The 16,022-nt window shown below is 43.9% G+C and carries 16 protein-coding genes; 13 read left to right on the top strand and 3 right to left on the bottom strand.

All coding sequences use genetic code 11. The annotated features are described in order from the left end of the window. Positions 1-127 precede the first annotated feature (127 nt). The 5 genes from ACFPQ4_RS02805 to ACFPQ4_RS02785 all read left to right on the top strand — a co-directional run bounded on the left by ACFPQ4_RS02805 (position 128) and on the right by ACFPQ4_RS02785 (position 4,760). A complete protein-coding gene (locus tag ACFPQ4_RS02805; RefSeq protein WP_378110215.1) occupies positions 128-886 on the top strand; it encodes an MBL fold metallo-hydrolase in 759 nt (252 codons plus the stop codon). Positions 887-1,147: 261 nt separating this feature from the next. Then, positions 1,148-1,318 (top strand): helix-turn-helix transcriptional regulator, encoded by a 171-nt coding sequence (locus ACFPQ4_RS02800; RefSeq protein ID WP_378110214.1) that lies wholly within the window; start codon positions 1,148-1,150, stop codon positions 1,316-1,318. A 5-nt stretch (positions 1,319-1,323) separates the two neighbouring features. After that, positions 1,324-1,953 (top strand): DUF4386 domain-containing protein, encoded by a 630-nt coding sequence (locus ACFPQ4_RS02795; protein WP_378110213.1) that lies wholly within the window; start codon positions 1,324-1,326, stop codon positions 1,951-1,953. 1,208 nt (positions 1,954-3,161) lie between these two features. Further along, positions 3,162-3,929: an isocitrate lyase/PEP mutase family protein gene (locus ACFPQ4_RS02790; RefSeq protein WP_378110212.1), complete on the top strand. Its 768-nt coding sequence runs from the start codon at positions 3,162-3,164 to the stop codon at positions 3,927-3,929. A 45-nt stretch (positions 3,930-3,974) separates the two neighbouring features. Then, positions 3,975-4,760, top strand: a complete 786-nt coding sequence (locus ACFPQ4_RS02785; protein ID WP_378110210.1) for an enoyl-CoA hydratase/isomerase family protein — start codon at positions 3,975-3,977, stop codon at positions 4,758-4,760. 211 nt (positions 4,761-4,971) lie between these two features. Here ACFPQ4_RS02785 and ACFPQ4_RS02780 read toward each other — a convergent pair whose 3' ends face one another. Continuing rightward, positions 4,972-5,157, bottom strand: coding sequence for a S4 domain-containing protein (locus ACFPQ4_RS02780; RefSeq protein ID WP_378110528.1), 186 nt, complete (start codon positions 5,155-5,157; stop codon positions 4,972-4,974). Positions 5,158-6,033: 876 nt separating this feature from the next. On the opposite strand from ACFPQ4_RS02780, the gene ACFPQ4_RS02775 reads away from it, so the two are divergent. The 5 genes from ACFPQ4_RS02775 (at position 6,034) to ACFPQ4_RS02755 (ending at position 11,025) form a co-directional block, all read left to right on the top strand. Next, positions 6,034-6,840, top strand: a complete 807-nt coding sequence (locus tag ACFPQ4_RS02775) for an amidoligase family protein (protein ID WP_378110209.1) — start codon at positions 6,034-6,036, stop codon at positions 6,838-6,840. Between the two features lie 59 nt (positions 6,841-6,899). Beyond that, positions 6,900-7,511, top strand: coding sequence for a hypothetical protein (locus ACFPQ4_RS02770; RefSeq protein ID WP_378110207.1), 612 nt, complete (start codon positions 6,900-6,902; stop codon positions 7,509-7,511). Positions 7,512-8,753: 1,242 nt separating this feature from the next. Further along, positions 8,754-9,347 (top strand): TetR/AcrR family transcriptional regulator, encoded by a 594-nt coding sequence (locus ACFPQ4_RS02765; protein ID WP_378110206.1) that lies wholly within the window; start codon positions 8,754-8,756, stop codon positions 9,345-9,347. Positions 9,348-9,411: 64 nt separating this feature from the next. Continuing rightward, positions 9,412-10,251: an alpha/beta fold hydrolase gene (locus ACFPQ4_RS02760; protein ID WP_378110205.1), complete on the top strand. Its 840-nt coding sequence runs from the start codon at positions 9,412-9,414 to the stop codon at positions 10,249-10,251. Positions 10,252-10,272: 21 nt separating this feature from the next. Beyond that, complete coding sequence (locus ACFPQ4_RS02755; protein WP_378110204.1) at positions 10,273-11,025, top strand: MBL fold metallo-hydrolase; 753 nt, start codon at positions 10,273-10,275, stop codon at positions 11,023-11,025. 778 nt (positions 11,026-11,803) lie between these two features. Here the strand turns inward: ACFPQ4_RS02755 and ACFPQ4_RS02750 are convergent. Next, a complete protein-coding gene (locus ACFPQ4_RS02750) occupies positions 11,804-12,328 on the bottom strand; it encodes a hypothetical protein (protein WP_378110203.1) in 525 nt (174 codons plus the stop codon). 1,002 nt (positions 12,329-13,330) lie between these two features. Between ACFPQ4_RS02750 and ACFPQ4_RS02745 the strand changes: the two genes are divergently transcribed. Further along, positions 13,331-13,897 (top strand): hypothetical protein, encoded by a 567-nt coding sequence (locus ACFPQ4_RS02745; protein ID WP_378110202.1) that lies wholly within the window; start codon positions 13,331-13,333, stop codon positions 13,895-13,897. Positions 13,898-14,153: 256 nt separating this feature from the next. After that, a complete protein-coding gene (locus ACFPQ4_RS02740; protein WP_378110201.1) occupies positions 14,154-14,384 on the top strand; it encodes a hypothetical protein in 231 nt (76 codons plus the stop codon). 61 nt (positions 14,385-14,445) lie between these two features. On the opposite strand, the gene ACFPQ4_RS02735 is transcribed toward ACFPQ4_RS02740, so the two are convergent. After that, on the bottom strand, positions 14,446-14,940 hold the full coding sequence (locus ACFPQ4_RS02735) for a GIY-YIG nuclease family protein (RefSeq protein ID WP_378110200.1): 495 nt from the start codon (positions 14,938-14,940) through the stop codon (positions 14,446-14,448). A gap of 405 nt (positions 14,941-15,345) precedes the next feature. Here ACFPQ4_RS02735 and ACFPQ4_RS02730 point away from each other — a divergent pair, with 405 nt between their 5' ends. Further along, positions 15,346-15,945 carry a recombinase family protein gene (locus ACFPQ4_RS02730; protein WP_378110199.1) on the top strand — a complete coding sequence of 200 codons (600 nt, stop codon included), beginning with the start codon at positions 15,346-15,348 and terminating at the stop codon, positions 15,943-15,945. Positions 15,946-16,022 lie beyond the last annotated feature (77 nt).

Genomic DNA, 16,022 nt, shown 5'->3' with positions numbered 1-16,022 from the left:
GGTCTTAAACTATCATAGTTTCCTTTTGCATTCAATGCGATAGCTGGAGAATTATGCTTGCTCTGTATGTTGGACTATGTTAAATTAAAACAGACCGGTCGGTATTAAAATTGAAAGGATGATTGAAATGGGTATGTCGTTTCAACACATACGAAACGCTACGTCGGTATTAATCGTTAACGGCAAAAAGATATTGATCGATCCTATGTTAAGTGATCCAGGCGAGCTCCCGCCGGTGCCGTTCACTCGTACGCTTCGCCGAAATCCGTTAACGCCTTTACCTGTTCCGCTTCATTTTTTTGAACACATGGACGCAATACTTCTGACACATCGCCATTTTGACCATTTGGATAAGAAGGCCCTGTCCATATTGAATAAAAAATTGCCTGTCTTTTGTCAGCCCGAGGATCAGGCCTTCTTGCAGACAGCGGGATTTATGCATGTACATGCTATTCAGCAATCGTATGAATGGTGCGGCATTCAGATGAAACGTATAAAAGGACAACATGCCCCTGGCTTCGCCGCCAAGCTGCTAGGCCCGGTATCCGGGTATATTGTAAGCACAGCAAAGGATGGATCCATTTATATCGTTGGCGACTGCATCTACACACCCGCTATTGAAGAGACCTTCCTGAAATATCAACCGAATATTGCGATATTGAATACGCCTCGTGCACAGATGTTGTTAGGGACTATCATCACAATGACTGCAGAAGATATCGTTCGTCTTGCAGAGTTGTCTCCAACCACGAGACTTATTGCCGTACATATGGATGCCATCAGCCATTGCACATTCAAGCGACAGCACCTCCGGTCTTTCCTGAAGGAACGAGGATTGGAGCAAGTTGCTATTATACCTAATGACGGGGAGGTTATTGATCTTTAATTTATTAAGCAATGGATTTATGGCTCGTGTATTGCGCTAACGGCAAACGAGCTGTATTTGTCATCGGTTTTCTTCTGGCTATGGGCTCCTTGGTTATCGACCAGCCCTCGAAGGTGATGTTCATCGTCCTAATCGTCTCTGGATTTCTTTCAGACGTAACCGGTTCTTTATCGAGACTGTATCACTACAGGAGAGGAGTCTAAGATGGGTAAAGTTCTTGTTGGCAATCATATCAGAAAATTATGATTCAACCATAATGAAATGACTCAGCAGCAGCTGGCCGACAAGGTGGGTGTAACCAGACAAACGATCGTGGCTCTTGAAAAGGGGAACTACTCCCCGTCACTGGAGTTGGCATTTCGTATTGCTCACGCCTTTAACTTACCGTTGGAAGAGGTATTCTTTTACGGAGAAAACTCGGAGGAGAGATGAGGAAAATGGATTTTTCAACGAAGACAGCATCAAGAATCGCAGGTGTTCTGTTTATTATTGCTGCCATTACAGCTATATTAGGTGTTATTTTATATAAACCGATTCTGAACGATTCGGAATACCTGATTCAAGGTTCTGCACACGCTAATCAGGTGGTCCTGGGAGCGCTTATGGAGTTAATTCTTGTCGTTTCAGCGGTCGGTACTGCAACCGTAATGTTCCCATTCTTGAAAAAATATAATAGAACGATTGCTATTTGGCATGTTTGCTTCCGGTTTATGGAGGCCGTTGTTATTACGGTCGGGGTTATCAGCGTATTGTCCCTGTTGACTTTAAGCCAGGACTATATAGCCGCGGGAGCACCGGATATCGCTTCTTATCAAGTTTGGGGTACTTTGCTAAAAGCAATGCATAACTGGACATTTATGCTTGGACCTAATTTCTTTCTAGGAATTAATACGATGATGTATAGCTATATCTTTTATAAGTCCAAACTTGTACCCAGGTTCATCCCCTTGTTGGGTATGACAGGGTCAGCACTGATTTTTCTAACTGCCTTGTTAGAAATGTTCGGTATCATTGATCAAGTTTCTGCATGGGGGGGGGATCTTGGCGCTTCCGATCTTCGCAAATGAAATGATCCTAGCGGTCTGGCTCATCACGAGAGGCTTCAATGTATCTGTAGTCAAGTAACAGTAACCATCAGCCTTTATCGTTTAGTTAACTTAAGTAGCGGTACGTTTTCGTAAGTTCAAAGCGGGAGCTATGAGCGTGCGAAACGGTATCAAAATTTGCCGTTACAGACAGCGCGGAGAACCGTATCACAAGTGAGGTGAAATTTTTTGCCTTAACCGCTTGCTGAGCGCGGATTTGAGTAAATCTTGAATGTTAAAATTGAAGATTTTTATTCTGAGTAGAGAGCCTATTTACAAGCTATCTTAAAGTGATGATGCTGAACTAACTGAAAACGATAGCTCAAACAACGCGGAAGAAGCATCTCTTGCCGTACCGTTCATCAGTAAGATGATAGGGTTGGATGGCAAAGTGACGGACAACAAAACCTTATCATCGCTGTTCAATATGGTTCGGGCACTATCGCAGGCGATTCCGAATATGAGCTAAAGCGGTTGTTATGGACTGGTGGGCAGTCAGTCGGTTGTTAAACTCCCATGAAAATTAAATTAGCTCAAAACCAGTAAATGAGCATAAGAAAAAAGACCCAGGATAACTCTTTTAAAAAAAGGCTGAGCCTCGTGAGTAATCATATAGAGTTGGAGCAAAAACGATTACTGACAAAAATAAAGGCAAGGCTGGTGCAACAACCAAAAAAGGATTAATCTCCCATAAGCGCTACCCAAATCGGGTGCGACATTCTGTGATGCACCGTGGTGGTCGGAGTCAGACTAACGGTTGGGCTCTATGGCACCATAGCTTATCGACCTTCTTCGCCAGCCCTACAAGCAGTATAGACTGGTGGATTTATTTTCATCCTCTGTGGTGCAGCGCGCACTTGCGCTGCATGAGTGGCTAACGGCAGGATAATGCAGCAATTCGAATTGAAACTATAATACGGTTCTCCGCGCTGTCTGTAACGGCAAGTTTTTTCACATCGAAGAATCCCTAAGTATTTATCGCCACTACCCTTAGGATAACATTGGAATAAATGTAGGCTAAACCCCAATACCATTTGTTGCTGTCGCGGTCTCGGACTTTATAGATATTCCCGGTGATAAAGTCTCATTAACAGATCCAGAAGGTGAATATGAAATTTACACTTAAGATTTGCTGGGTACAGGACCCATTGAACGATACATACCAACACATGCCATTGGAGGAAGAGGATATGAACAAAATTGAACTGTTTCAAAAGCTTCACGACTCGAGTGAACTGTTGCTGCTTGGAAACACGTGGGATTTACCTTCTGCACGAATCCTTGAACAAGTGGGTTTCAAAGCGATCGGTACAACGAGCTGGGGGATCGCCGCCAGTCTGGGGTATGTGGACGGGGAAGTGATTGATTTCGATATTCAGCTTTCCACGATTAAACGAATCGTTGATCATGTACAAGTTCCCGTCACAGCGGATATAGAGTCGGGCTACGGAGAAAACGATGAGATGATCGTCACAAACGTATTGAAAGTGGCACATCTAGGGGCTGTCGGAATCAACATCGAAGATTCATTGAAAGGTGCATCGGGGTTGATGCAAGTCTCGCATCAATGCAAACTTCTCTCTAGAATTAGGGATGCCCTAGAGAATAGTGGCTTCAGTCATTTTTATATCAACGCAAGGATCGACACATATCTTCTAAATCAAGCTCCTCTCAACGAAACACTGACTCGGGCAAAAGCTTATTGGGAGAGTGGTGCATCTGGGATCTTTGTACCCGGGCTAAAGAATGCGGAAGACATCAAAACCATTGCATCATGCACACTCGCTCCTCTCAATGTAATGGCATCGCCTGATCTTACCGATTGCTGCATGCTGAAGGAACTGGGAGTAAGACGGCTGAGTCTGGGAGGATCATTGTACAGGAAAATGATTAAGCTACTGGAGCAATGTGCAGGAGAAATGCTGAATTCTCGGAATACCTCAATCATATTCGAATAATCATCTTGTTGGTGGGACAAACACTGAACAATTGGAGGGTTTATATTGGTAAACAAAGATGTCGTTCTCTACACTGTAGAAAATGGAATCGCTAGAATTACACTAAACAGACCGGAAGCGTTAAATGCTTTAAACGAAGAGGTTCTCGAGCAACTTTCGTCCATCTTGGAGAGCGTTAAAACGGATTCAAATGTACGGGCAGTGATACTTACCGGTGCTGGGGAAAAGGCATTTTCCGCAGGTGCGGACATTCAGTTCCTTAATAAAGCCACTCCTTTGGAAGTGCGGAATTTAGCTATTCTGGCTGTTTCGGTTACTAATAAAATCGAATCGTTGGGGAAGGTAGTTGTTGCTGCTATTAACGGTTTCGCACTAGGAGGTGGGCTTGAGTTAGCCGAATCCTGTGCGCTCCGTGTTTCTACTAATCAAGCTAGATTAGGTCATCCTGAGGTCCGAATTGGAGCTGTTGCTGGTTTTGGAGGAACTACGAGACTTCCCAGACTCATAGGCAAGGGACGCGCTGCAGAAATGTTGCTCACCGGAAAAGCCGTAACTGCAGAAGAAGCCTATACAATAGGTTTGGTTAATAGGGTTGTTGAGCCTGATAAGTTATTATCCGAAACAGAAGCTCTTATCCTAGAAATTCTATCCCAGGCTCCTATCGCGGTAAAACTGACTTGGGAGGCAATTCATCGAGGATGTAATCTAACTTTAGAAGAATCCGCGCTTCTTGGTGCAGATTACTTCGGTTTGATAGCGTCCACAAAGGATTTCAAAGAAGGAACGAATTCATTCTTAGAGAAGACCCAAGCATCATTTAAAGGAAGATAGTTAACCGGACATCTATTGTTTGCCCTTTAGACCGCCTAGAAGGCGGTCTTTTTAAACCCATAAATGCCAGCAAGCAGATTAATGCAATAAATTTGCCGTTATTTATGATACGGTTCACCGTGCTATCTGTATCGGCAAGTTTTAAGGCCATCCTTTTCGGATGGCCGTTCTGTTGAGACGTACGTTTCAAATCTCGTTTGTTAACATTCCACTAGCCAACAACTATTTTGGCGAACTTCCTCTTGCCTGCCTGAACGATGTCCCCACTTTGAATCTGAACTCGATCATTAGGGTCAAGAAGCTTAGTTTCGTTTATTTTAACTGCCCCTTGAGTGACACTGCGCCTCGCCTCGCTATTTGAGGACGCAAAACCGAGTGTAACAAGAAGCTTGCTAATGGAAATCTCACCTTCTTCTAGCAGTTCCTTTTAAGATAAACTTCTTCGATATGGTCAGGAAGGGATCGCTTCTGGAATACAGTGTTAAAATGTTGGTCCGCTTGTTCAGCCTCATTCTCTCCGTGATACATCCGAACAAATTGTTTGGCTATAAGTTAAAGTTAGCCGCGGCAGAAGAGTTGAGAGCAGCACAAATTTTCGCAAGGGGCATGGCAGGTAAAGCAGGTCTTGAAGCGGTTGAGAAGCATGTCCGAAGTTGATTCAGTTGATACATACAATAGCTCAGCGTCTCGGCATAGGTTTAACACAAAAGGAGCTAGCCATGATCATTCTAGGCTTAGGAGCATTGATAAACGGATCACTCAATGTTGCTTTCCAACGAATGAATCATTCCAATGCGAAGGACTACTTCCGTAAAATGTATTTGGACAATAAATACGGGAAAGAAGTAGTGGACCAAGCCATCGAACGAGAGATTTCTGTGCTTAGGACTAAAGCCAACTAACTTTTCTACCCAACCACCCAGCCACAGGGTGGTTTTTAATTATTCAGCATACCGTCACAAAAATGGTTCGAACATTTTTGAAATTCTTCGGAGTTGACCGGGTCGAGAAACTGGTCACAATAAAACTAGAATGTTAGAATACAACTACTCATAAATTTGGTAATTTCTAGGTGTGGAGAATGTGATGGACATAAGGGGGGTAGGCACGCAGTTTATTAATGAATACATAAGTAATGAGTGCCGCCAGAAGCCGCAACCTTTGGTAACCGAATATACCATTATGGGTGCGTCCTAGCCCAACCAGCCGAGCGCCTACTCAGGGCGGTTTTCTTCTTTTATCATCAAATAAGTTAGGAATGGTGCATTTGGATGTGGGTTTTAAAGATTTAACATTTGGCGTAGAGGTCGAATTTAGCGGCATTACGCGCGAACACGCAGCCCAAGTCTTGGTAAAGGTATTCGGCTCGACCTTCGCCCGGTTCGGAGGATGGGACGATGAAGAATTTCACATTCCCGATCAGCAGGATCGTAATTGGAAGGTATTGGGTGACGGCTCTATCGACGCTGTTCGTAATGAAGAAAATACAATCGTACCCGGCGCAAACTGCGGCATACATGTCCACGTTGGTGCCGAATTGTTCAATCCGAAAAGCTTACGGGTCTTGTGTAATATCGTTTACAGCAAGCAGTATATGATGGCAAATGCTTTTACTGTAAGAGAAGTTCGTAAGGGGCAGTATTGTTCTTATCTGTCCGATGAATTCATTAATCAACTCAATGTAGAAAAGACCACAACATGGGATCATTTTAAGGAGATCTGGTATGCCGGAACCATGGATGCGGTCAGAACCATAAGGAGAAATGAGAGTCGGTATCGTATCATAAACCTACATAATTTACTCTCGGGGCGGCAGCCGACAATAGAGTACCGGCTCTACAACAGTATTTTGGACGCTGATTACGTTAAGGCATACATCCAATTTAGTTTACTCCTTACCTGTCAAGCGCTAAGACAGAATAAGGCATCTACCCGCATGATGATGTCAGAAAACAGCAAATATACTTTTCGGGTCTTTCTTTTGAAAGCAAATGCTATCGGCTCCACCTTCCGCGAAATGCACCTTCTGCTCCTAAAGAACTTGGAAGGTGACTCCGGCAGACGTCATCCCAAGATTTAAAAAAATCTGTACCAAGCAACACTTGATGAGTCCTAACTATCCGAAAAGGGTGATTTTGTATGAGTTCGATTCTGTATGCCTCATATAACAAAAATATCAACACAGTTGAAATGAAGCGTAAGTTTAACGCTCATCTTGTTGGAAAGGGGTATCTAGAGGGGTTTGACCTTGAATTCAGGGGCTTCCCGAGCATCACGCCCTCCCTAGGTAAAAGAGTCCCTGTAGCTATTTGGCAACTGTCGGGGAAGTCTCAGACTAGACTAGATTACGACGAGTTTATGAATATCGGTGATTATACTAAAGAATACCTTAGCATAAAGCTCGAAGCCTACACTGAACAGGTCATAAAGGACGGTATTCACCGAGATGAGATTAAGGCTTTGGTCTATATCTCGAAGGAATCTGAACCTTTGGCTCAGTTATCTTTAGTGGATTACAATATTCTTTTTGAAGCGTATCAAACGCATGGCTTTGATCCCGCCATTCTCGTCAGGGCAGCACTCGCGGCTAACACTCAATACGAGGAACGTGAGCGTGCAAAGTTCGAACAGCATGGAAAGTTAATGGCGGAACTCGGACTTAATGAAGAAGAAGTGCAGATACTTTACTACAACCTGATCGCTAAGTCTTTGCTGAACATAAAGAAGGTAGATTCTTCGTCATATTTATGAGTTGCTGGGAGGGATATGACAAATGCAATTCGTGATGACAATCGGTGTAGAACGGATCGGTTGTAGAGACTGGCAGATGGTAATATCTATTATCAATAGGCTTTTTGAAGGTAAGGAATACTTTTTAACTTTCGAAGTGAAAGGTGGCACTACAATTGTTACTGATGGGAACGAGAATTGGCTACCGTTGACAACAAGATTTTGTTTCCACAGAAGGTTTGGGCGATTTATGGTGATGATGGTAAAACTAAGTACTATACAGTCTTGTTGCCCGAGGAATATTAAGGGATACCGTTGGGTCTTATTCTGTTGATCTATCTCGATTACCTGTTCTAAGCAATCATATGAAATGTACCAGAGTGCAGCTGCCCTTATTCGGTCAAATACCTTTTCTTTTTCACCCTTGAGGTGTCGTGAAAAACGGCACCTTTTATCTATAGCGTGGCTGTTTTATCGTGCTCGAAATATTGATCGGTAAATTTTATGATGCATAGATTTATCATGGCAGGTTGTATGGCTTTACTTGAGTGATTTTGGTCTGGACCTGATCTATGACAAAGGTTCGCTTTATAATCAGGGGCGCATTAACTCGAAGAGAAAACGTCGAATGGAGATGTGATTGAGGGTTGAGTAAGAAGAGTTTCTTCCGATTTTCTAAAAATGATAAAGTTAATGCGTTCATGTGGGGAGTCTTTATTGTTTTCTGTGTCGTTGTATTCTCACATAACCATTCTGACGATGATCAGTCTCCGACAATAGCTACTTCGAGCCCGAGCGTTAGTCCGAGTGCGAGCCCGAGCGCAAGTCGGAGTGCAATCCCGAGTGTTAGTCCAAGTGCTAGTAAAGATGATGATTCGGTAATCGATAGGCAGTTTCCGGAAAAAATCGCTTAATTATGAAATGTTTGAACACGAAAGCATAGGGGTGGAAAGATTAATTCAATGGATGATTTCGGTAGCAGCGGCAAATTATTATTATCAAACTCCCGATTATGATCTTTAATTACACTGCAATAAGACCAGGTACGATTAGAGTTACTTTGCGTAAACAACCTATGCAAAGGCCATTGGAACTAACAGGTTGTTTTGATGCTAGCGTAACGGTAATACAGTTTGATTTGAGCCACTCCATAATGAGGGATAGTCTGAGTCGTGGGACCTTGTGCTTGACAATTGCTAACTTTTAGGCGATTATATAAGAGACCGATCGGTTTCACGAAAATGTTTATTGTTGGAGGATAACATGTCAAAAGGACTCGACACCCGGAATATGATCATCAAGAAGTCGGCGGAACTATTTAACCGGAAGGGCTATACTGGATCAGCCATGTCCGACGTCATGCAGATAACAGGGTTAGAAAAAGGAGGAATATACCGTCACTTTAAAAATAAAGATGAATTGGCATTTGAGTCGTTTGAGTTTGCCATCAACGTGTTACGTAAGAGATACCAGGCAGCATACGCTCAAGAAAAGACAATTACGGGGAAATTAATCGCAGTATTATCGGTCTATGCGAACATTGCTGAAGATCCACCGCTCGCGGGTGGGTGTCCGCTGTTGAATACCGCGATCGATACGGACGATACGCATCCGATGCTCAGCCAGAAGGCGCAAAAAGCGATGGACGAGTGGCTGGGATTTCTTGAATCCATTCTTCAGCAAGGAATGGAAAGTGGAGATTTTCGTAAAGACATTGATGTTAGTGAAGTTGCAGTGTTCCTCACTTCAGCATTTGAGGGCAGCGTCATGATGGGAAAACTGTACGGCAAAAGTCAGTATGTCAAAATGTACTTAAACCAGCTCTATCACTACCTAAACAGCTGTGTTGTCAATTAATTTTTTTTGAACATAAGAGACTGATCGGTCTCAACTAATGATGCGAAATCGAGGAGCGATCGCTTTGAAAAAGAAGTCACTCGAAATGAACGGTAAAAATATTGCTTATCTAGAGGAAGGCAACCCGCAAAATCCTTGCGTTTTATTATTACATGGCTGGCCTGAAACTTCACTTGCTTGGAAAGACATCATTCCCTTCATTGTAGATTCCGGATATCGGGCAATAGCGCCGGATCTTCCAGGGTTCGGGCAGAGTGAATCGTTCGATTTGGAGCTAACGTTGGACCGGTATGTAGAATTTATTGGTTCGTTTATGCAGCAGCTCAGCCTCACCCACGTTCACTTATTTCTACATGATTGGGGAGGCGTCGTTGGTTTGAAATGGGCCTCGGAAAATCCATCGCAAGTATTATCGCTATTTCTCGGCGATACCCTATATACCCACTATGCAAAATGGCATCCTCTTGGCGAGAAGTTCCGAATTCCGCAGGTCGGGGAGCAGTATATGGCCGGTTTTGCGAACCGCGAAAGCTGGAATGCCACGATGAAAAAAGAAATACCAACCGTCGCGAACGAGGTGCTAGAGGACTTTTATCAAATTTTTACGACCCCGAAAGGCCTGGAGGTTTCTTTGCAGTTATACCGTAATACAAACTTTGACGAGTTGGAATCAGAGGCGGGGAAACTTTCCAGAATAATCGCTCCAGTCACGATCGTATGGGGGGATAATGATCATTTCACCCCAAAAGATATAGCGTTTGTGATCAAGGAAAACGAACTTCCGCAATCAGAGGTGCACATCATTCCGGGAGCGGGCCATTTTATCCATTTGGAGTGTCCGGAAAAGGTACAGCCATTCGTCAAACTGCACTTGGACAAAATGAAGCACGAGAATGACACGTAATTGAGGAAAAGGAGCGATCGTATGCAGATTCAGAGGCTGTCTTGGGCTGGAGTACGCATCACAGTAGAGGAGACGACGATTCTAATCGATCCGTTGGGTCAGATCGATGCCAGGATGGAAAGGTTGATGGGGAAACAGTTGGCGGAGTTAACCGATCTGTCGGCGTTGTCCCAGCCGTCCGGTGTGTTCATCACACACGAGCATGCCGACCATTTTGACGCGCCGTCCCTGTTGGCAGCATTCGGTGCCAATGTGCCGATCTACGCGCCGGCAGCAGCGGTCGAGAACGTGCGCAAGACCGGACTGCACAATGTGACTGGGCTTGAGGTTGGCGAGCGCGTGGAAGTCGGCGCGATGCACGTGACCGCTGTGCCGTCCGTGGACGGATTAGGTTTTCCGCAGGTCGCTTGGGTTGTCGAAGGCGGCGGCAAGAAGACGATTCACTGCGGCGACACGCTCTGGCATGGCTTCTGGTGGGAGATCGCCCGTGAACACGGCCCAATCGACGTGGCGTTGATGCCAATAAACGGAGTTGTGCTTCAGATTTCGTATTTGAAGCCGCACTCCAGCCTTGAGGCAGTCCTGACACCTGTGCAAGCGGTGGAAGCGGCGTACATTCTGGGCGTGAAAACGCTTGTTCCAATCCACTATGATACTTTCGATAATCCTCCTCGATTTGCACAGGCCGAACGGGTAGTGGAACGCGTACGGAAGGCAGCGGAGGAACGCGGCGTCAGTCTGGCGCTGCTCGCACAGCATGAACATCTGGCATAACAACTTTCTCCCTGCGAAAATAAGTACCGGGCAAGCTTAAAGGAATTGTTTGATATCTGTAGCAAATAGTAAAAAACTCTGCGCCGAGTGTGGAGTTTTTTTACTACTCTCATCAAGTGACAAATGCAAAGTGAGAAGAAGAAAATGTCTGCTCATTTGTGTCATTTATGTCCGCACATTTGTGTCGTTAGATGTCGAAAGTCAAGAACATTCTCCCATTAAAAGTCGCGTAAATCTTAGCTTAGTTGTCACCGCACGGTGGCAAGAACTAGATCCCATTCCCGTTTTGAGTCAAGTACATTATCCCATTCCCGAAGTGAGAGGCGAGGGGGTATCATTAAGCTCCCATGAAAATTAAATTAGCTCAAAACCAGTAAATGAGCATAAGAAAAAAGACCCAGGATAACTCTTTTTAAAAAAGGCTGAGCCTCGTGAGTAATCATATAGAGTTGGAGCAAAAACGATTACTGACAAAAATAAAGGCAAGGCTGGTGCAACAACCAAAAAAGGATTAATCTCCCATAAGTGCTACCCATATCGGGTGCGACATTCTGTGATGCACCGTGGTGGTCGGAGTCAGACTAACGGTTGGGCTCTATGGCACCATAGCTTATCGACCTTCTTCGCCAGCCCTACAAGCAGTATAGACTGGTGGATTTATTTTCATCCTCTGTGGTGCAGCGCGCACTTGCGCTGCATGAGTGGCTAACGGGCAAAATACATCACAATGACAGCAGGCTGTCGGCTTTAATGGCAGTCTGATCAACTAATGGGCAGATTACTTCAAAAGTGAATAAAGATTCTTTACTACTACATCTGGAAGTGGTTCTTCAACTAATTTTTCAATGGTAAGGGCATTTGCACCATTGTTTTTTAGGTATGATAGAAGTAAATTTGCTTTTTCTATTCGTTCCATTAGAGAGTAGGCAACGTACCATGCCTCGGGGCTCCCTACCTTAACCCCTTCCCAACGTGAATCAGGAATGGTTGGAATTTTGCATATCCCATTATCCGTTTGAATAGTGAAATCTCCAATAAGTTCTACCTGTGGGTCATTCTCATGAATAAGTAATTTAAATGAACTGGCGAATGGATAATCGCCACTTGTTATTTCTTCAATATGCAGACCCGAAAGGGAGTTTAGAACATCCTCTATAGAGGCATTGGTTGTTATGTCCCAATCACGTACTGTATTAGTCAAATCAAAACTAAGCAATAACCCACTTCCGCCTAATGCATATGGGATTTCGCTTTTCTCAAGTCTTTTCGTAACTGCAAGCAAATTTTCAATTTTTTGATTCATATGGAAACCCCCAAATTCAGTTCTTTATATTATCAACAAATTGGTGATGATATTCAACTAACGAAGACTATAGTGAAATGAGCAGATGGCTGCGGCTGGCTGCTTTTTCATTGAACAAGCGGGCAGCATAGCGCAATCGACTCACATATCCAGATACTCGCCGTCACAATGCTCCGCTTAGAACTCCGTTACAAAACAAATCCAATATTCCTCTGCATCGAGGAAGAGGACAACCGATCCCTATTCGACCTTTACCGGATCACCAACAATGAGCCGATGCTGATCGTAACGAAGCTTTGTGACTGCCGAATGGTCGATTTGCAGCGAGTTCTGCAGTTCTGCTCAGATCAGATCCGGTATTAGAAATGATCAACGCCTGGCACCAGTAGCACCACAAGCATCAGGTAATTGAATATGACCAGTAAATTATGAAAGCAGTGAAGGATTTGCAAATGAGCGCACTCGATTGTGTCATCTCGAACAAGTCACGAATTCGGCGCATTGCCGCCGAATAGGGAGCCGTCACCCTAAAGTTGTTCGGCTCACTCCTTTACCGGAAAGAGTCACCAACCAGTGATAGGAACTTCCTAGCGGTATTCGATCAATCTACACCTTACAGTTGGGAACCCACATCGTATCTGCAATTCGAGTTAGGAACGGATTCTCGGCAGAAGGGTATCCATCGTCGATTCCCGGCGCATTCCCGAGGAGTTGAAGTCCGAAATCTTTATCTATCCAGTCGACCTCATGGACTTAGATGGTAACTGCATCTATTGCCAGCAGTAGGTAAGGGCAGCCCCCATAGAAGGTTGGTCGTAGTTGCTCCCTCTTGGAGTATACAGAAGGTAGATTTTCCAAAAACCCTCCTAATCGGGGTTAAAAGAACAAATTCTCTTTTGTCGGGTCAAGTTCCTCAAAATCATAACACAGTAGAAAAATATTTTAAGAGAAGAAACTGCATCTTGTTTATGCTATTTGAAACATAAAATAGGAGGGGTAAAGATGAATGTTGTGAAGTTAGATTGGTTCAAAACTGCAATTGAAAGAGGTGACGGATGTTCTTCATCCTACAAGGTTATTGATATTTCAGATCCTTCAATGACCCAAGACGAGTTCAATAAGTTGTTTGAGACGGGCTTTCGTCAATCCTACTCGGATGTGTTGATTTGTTCTATGCATTATTCACCAAGAGTTTTTAAATTCTTTGTGGTTGAGAGGGTGGTTGATTCAGCACCTAAGTTTGAGAATGTGGCATCTGAAAAAATCTTCCACATGGTGCCGGACGATGTTGAAGTTACAATGGAGTATCTGAATTCCACTAAGTTTTTGAAAGAAGACCCTATATTCGATCTTACAGTTCTAGAATTGGATCGCAGTTCCACTAAAGATGAGATGTTCAGCCTTGGCGAGACGTATATCAGAGATGGTAATTACAGTAAAGTTGTTATTTACAATCCAAAAGAGCCGAAACAATGGGGCGCTTTCTATGCGGACGATGAATGTGGAGTACAAGAAGTGGTGTGGAGTTTTTCATGGGGAGATGAAGAAAAAGAAGTATTGAAAATCTAGGAATGATGCAGCGTACATATACAGACTGAGGTAAGATGGGATTTATGTACATGGGGTAAGTCGCGTAGGTTGATGGTATGGAACAGATAGAGGTTAGCATAATCGGTAAATTAGCCTGGGATCACTCTACCCACTTAACCCACTGACCCCCTCAAAAAAAAGCAATTTCAGTATTAAGTGATAAGGTTTGGTAGGGTTGGTAGCCCTTAAAAACAACTTAATACTCTAAGTTCACAGTGTTGGAGGTATCGAAGCAATGAAGGCTTGGGCGAATATTGATATCCCCCTTAAAACATTTACAGTTCATCTCGATCACGATAATTGTCCATATATTATAGAAATGAAACAGAAAACTGAGCAAGGGTGGAAAAAGCAACATGGGACTGGAGGATGGAAGCAGTTTACTTCAAGGAAAGAAGCTCTTGATATATACGAAATTAGCTATCGTGGGAAACTTGCATTAATCGAATGTGGTTACTGCAAATGATGTAAAAAGCAGTTTAGAACCCGTAAGTCGAGTTCTATACTGCCTTTATTTTATTATTGACCTATTTTTTGCTTAATGATACCGAGTAGATCGGCTTTAGGAGAGCGTTAAGATAATCTTCGATACAGCCCCTCAAAGTTATATCCTCAATAATGTAGAAGCGAAGCCGGTAATGTTGTTCGATGTAATCGTCCAGATCGTCCTCCGTTGTAACAGGTGTTTGATCTCGGGTCTTTTTTCGCCCTAACAGAGCACCCCTCCGACTGGATCTGCCTTTTCCGGTCAGATGAGCATTAAAAACGCGATCCCTCAGATCGCCGGACTTCCCGACATAGATACACTTGTCATCCTCTACAGTAGTAAAGGCGTAGACGCCACCTTTCTTCGGGAAGTCGAATCGAGTGAGGGGTTTAATCTCGACAGGGGTCTGCTGAATCAATGCATCTGCCGTTTGTTCTACCTGCAGCTTCCATTGGGGTCGATCTTCATTCCACATCACTCCAAGTTCGTATAGTCTTTCGTTTTCCTTCTTCTCGGTTCGGTCGTAATTTTTCATCTGCGAGCCCCACAAATCGATTTTCTGAAAACCCTCTCGTCCAAGTACCGTTTGATCGCTCACAAGCCGTTATACTGCCAGCTTGGTAACTTCCGAATTGTGTTTCTTCTATATATAAGCGATTCATCCTTAGTCGGTTCCCTCTTGCCCTGATTCTTCTATTATATAGAAGGAACGTCTCGCAGCTGCCGAGTCCTGGCTTACCGGCTAAATCCCCACAAAAGAACACATGAAAGAAGTTTCTTTCCGGTAGGGGTTCAAAAAACCCGTCATCCAAGGTATCATAACTCTTAAGTTTTGGACTACCCAATTATGCTTGAATTTTGGATGGTAGAATGCCGGTTTATTCGGTGTCAAAACTTAGGGTCGTAATTAGATGCCAAAAAGTCGCGGACGGTGGTCATAATGGTAGTAAGGTATGGTTATATTCGGGTATCAACGGTAGGTCAGTCCAAGCATGGTAACAGCTTAGAGAATCAGATCAATTCACTTATCGCTGAAGGGGTCGACCGCGATAATATTTTTTCCGACACATTCTCGGGAACCAAGATGGATCGTCCTGAATTCACAAAGCTCTGTAAAGTATTGAAGGAAGGCGACACTCTGGTCGTTACGAAACTGGATCGCTTTGCCCGTAGTATGATCCAAGGCGCACAGATCGTAAATGAACTAATCAGTCGAGGGGTAAGGGTGCATATTTTAAACATCGGAATTTTGGATAGCACTCCCACTTCCAAGCTGATCCGCAACATTTTCTTCGCTTTCGCTGAGTTTGAACGAGATATGATTGTCGAACGTACTGGTGAGGGGAAAGATATTGCTAAGCAGAAGGAGGGGTTCCGCGAGGGGCGCCCTAATAAGTTCACAAAAGTACAAATGAATCATGCCATCAACTTGCTGGAGACCCATACGATTAAGCAAGTCTCCAGTCTGACACGGATCAGTGAAAGTACGATCAAACGTGAACTTCGTAAGCGGAAGCGTCTGTTAGGGACACTGGCATAAGCGAGCATAATGTAAGTAGCTATAGATTGGCGGGTTCGAGGTGCTGTGAAAAACAGCACTATATTTGTTGGGATATT

This window comes from Cohnella yongneupensis (assembly GCF_042655785.1).
Taxonomy (GTDB): domain Bacteria; phylum Bacillota; class Bacilli; order Paenibacillales; family Paenibacillaceae; genus Cohnella; species Cohnella yongneupensis.
This window is presented reverse-complemented; position numbering and strand designations above follow the sequence as displayed.

What these genes read in the sequence shown, in the direction of transcription:
- ACFPQ4_RS02790 (WP_378110212.1), top strand. Translation starts at nt 3,162, where the DNA reads ATGAACAAAATTGAACTGTTTCAAAAGCTTCACGACTCGAGTGAACTG.
- ACFPQ4_RS02740 (WP_378110201.1), top strand. Translation starts at nt 14,154, where the DNA reads ATGAAGGCTTGGGCGAATATTGATATCCCCCTTAAAACATTTACAGTT.
- ACFPQ4_RS02805 (WP_378110215.1), top strand. Translation starts at nt 128, where the DNA reads ATGGGTATGTCGTTTCAACACATACGAAACGCTACGTCGGTATTAATC.
- ACFPQ4_RS02765 (WP_378110206.1), top strand. Translation starts at nt 8,754, where the DNA reads ATGTCAAAAGGACTCGACACCCGGAATATGATCATCAAGAAGTCGGCG.
- ACFPQ4_RS02795 (WP_378110213.1), top strand. Translation starts at nt 1,324, where the DNA reads ATGGATTTTTCAACGAAGACAGCATCAAGAATCGCAGGTGTTCTGTTT.
- ACFPQ4_RS02770 (WP_378110207.1), top strand. Translation starts at nt 6,900, where the DNA reads ATGAGTTCGATTCTGTATGCCTCATATAACAAAAATATCAACACAGTT.
- ACFPQ4_RS02735 (WP_378110200.1), bottom strand. Translation starts at nt 14,940, where the DNA reads ATGAAAAATTACGACCGAACCGAGAAGAAGGAAAACGAAAGACTATAC.
- ACFPQ4_RS02730 (WP_378110199.1), top strand. Translation starts at nt 15,346, where the DNA reads ATGGTAGTAAGGTATGGTTATATTCGGGTATCAACGGTAGGTCAGTCC.
- ACFPQ4_RS02745 (WP_378110202.1), top strand. Translation starts at nt 13,331, where the DNA reads ATGAATGTTGTGAAGTTAGATTGGTTCAAAACTGCAATTGAAAGAGGT.
- ACFPQ4_RS02750 (WP_378110203.1), bottom strand. Translation starts at nt 12,328, where the DNA reads ATGAATCAAAAAATTGAAAATTTGCTTGCAGTTACGAAAAGACTTGAG.
- ACFPQ4_RS02755 (WP_378110204.1), top strand. Translation starts at nt 10,273, where the DNA reads ATGCAGATTCAGAGGCTGTCTTGGGCTGGAGTACGCATCACAGTAGAG.
- ACFPQ4_RS02800 (WP_378110214.1), top strand. Translation starts at nt 1,148, where the DNA reads ATGACTCAGCAGCAGCTGGCCGACAAGGTGGGTGTAACCAGACAAACG.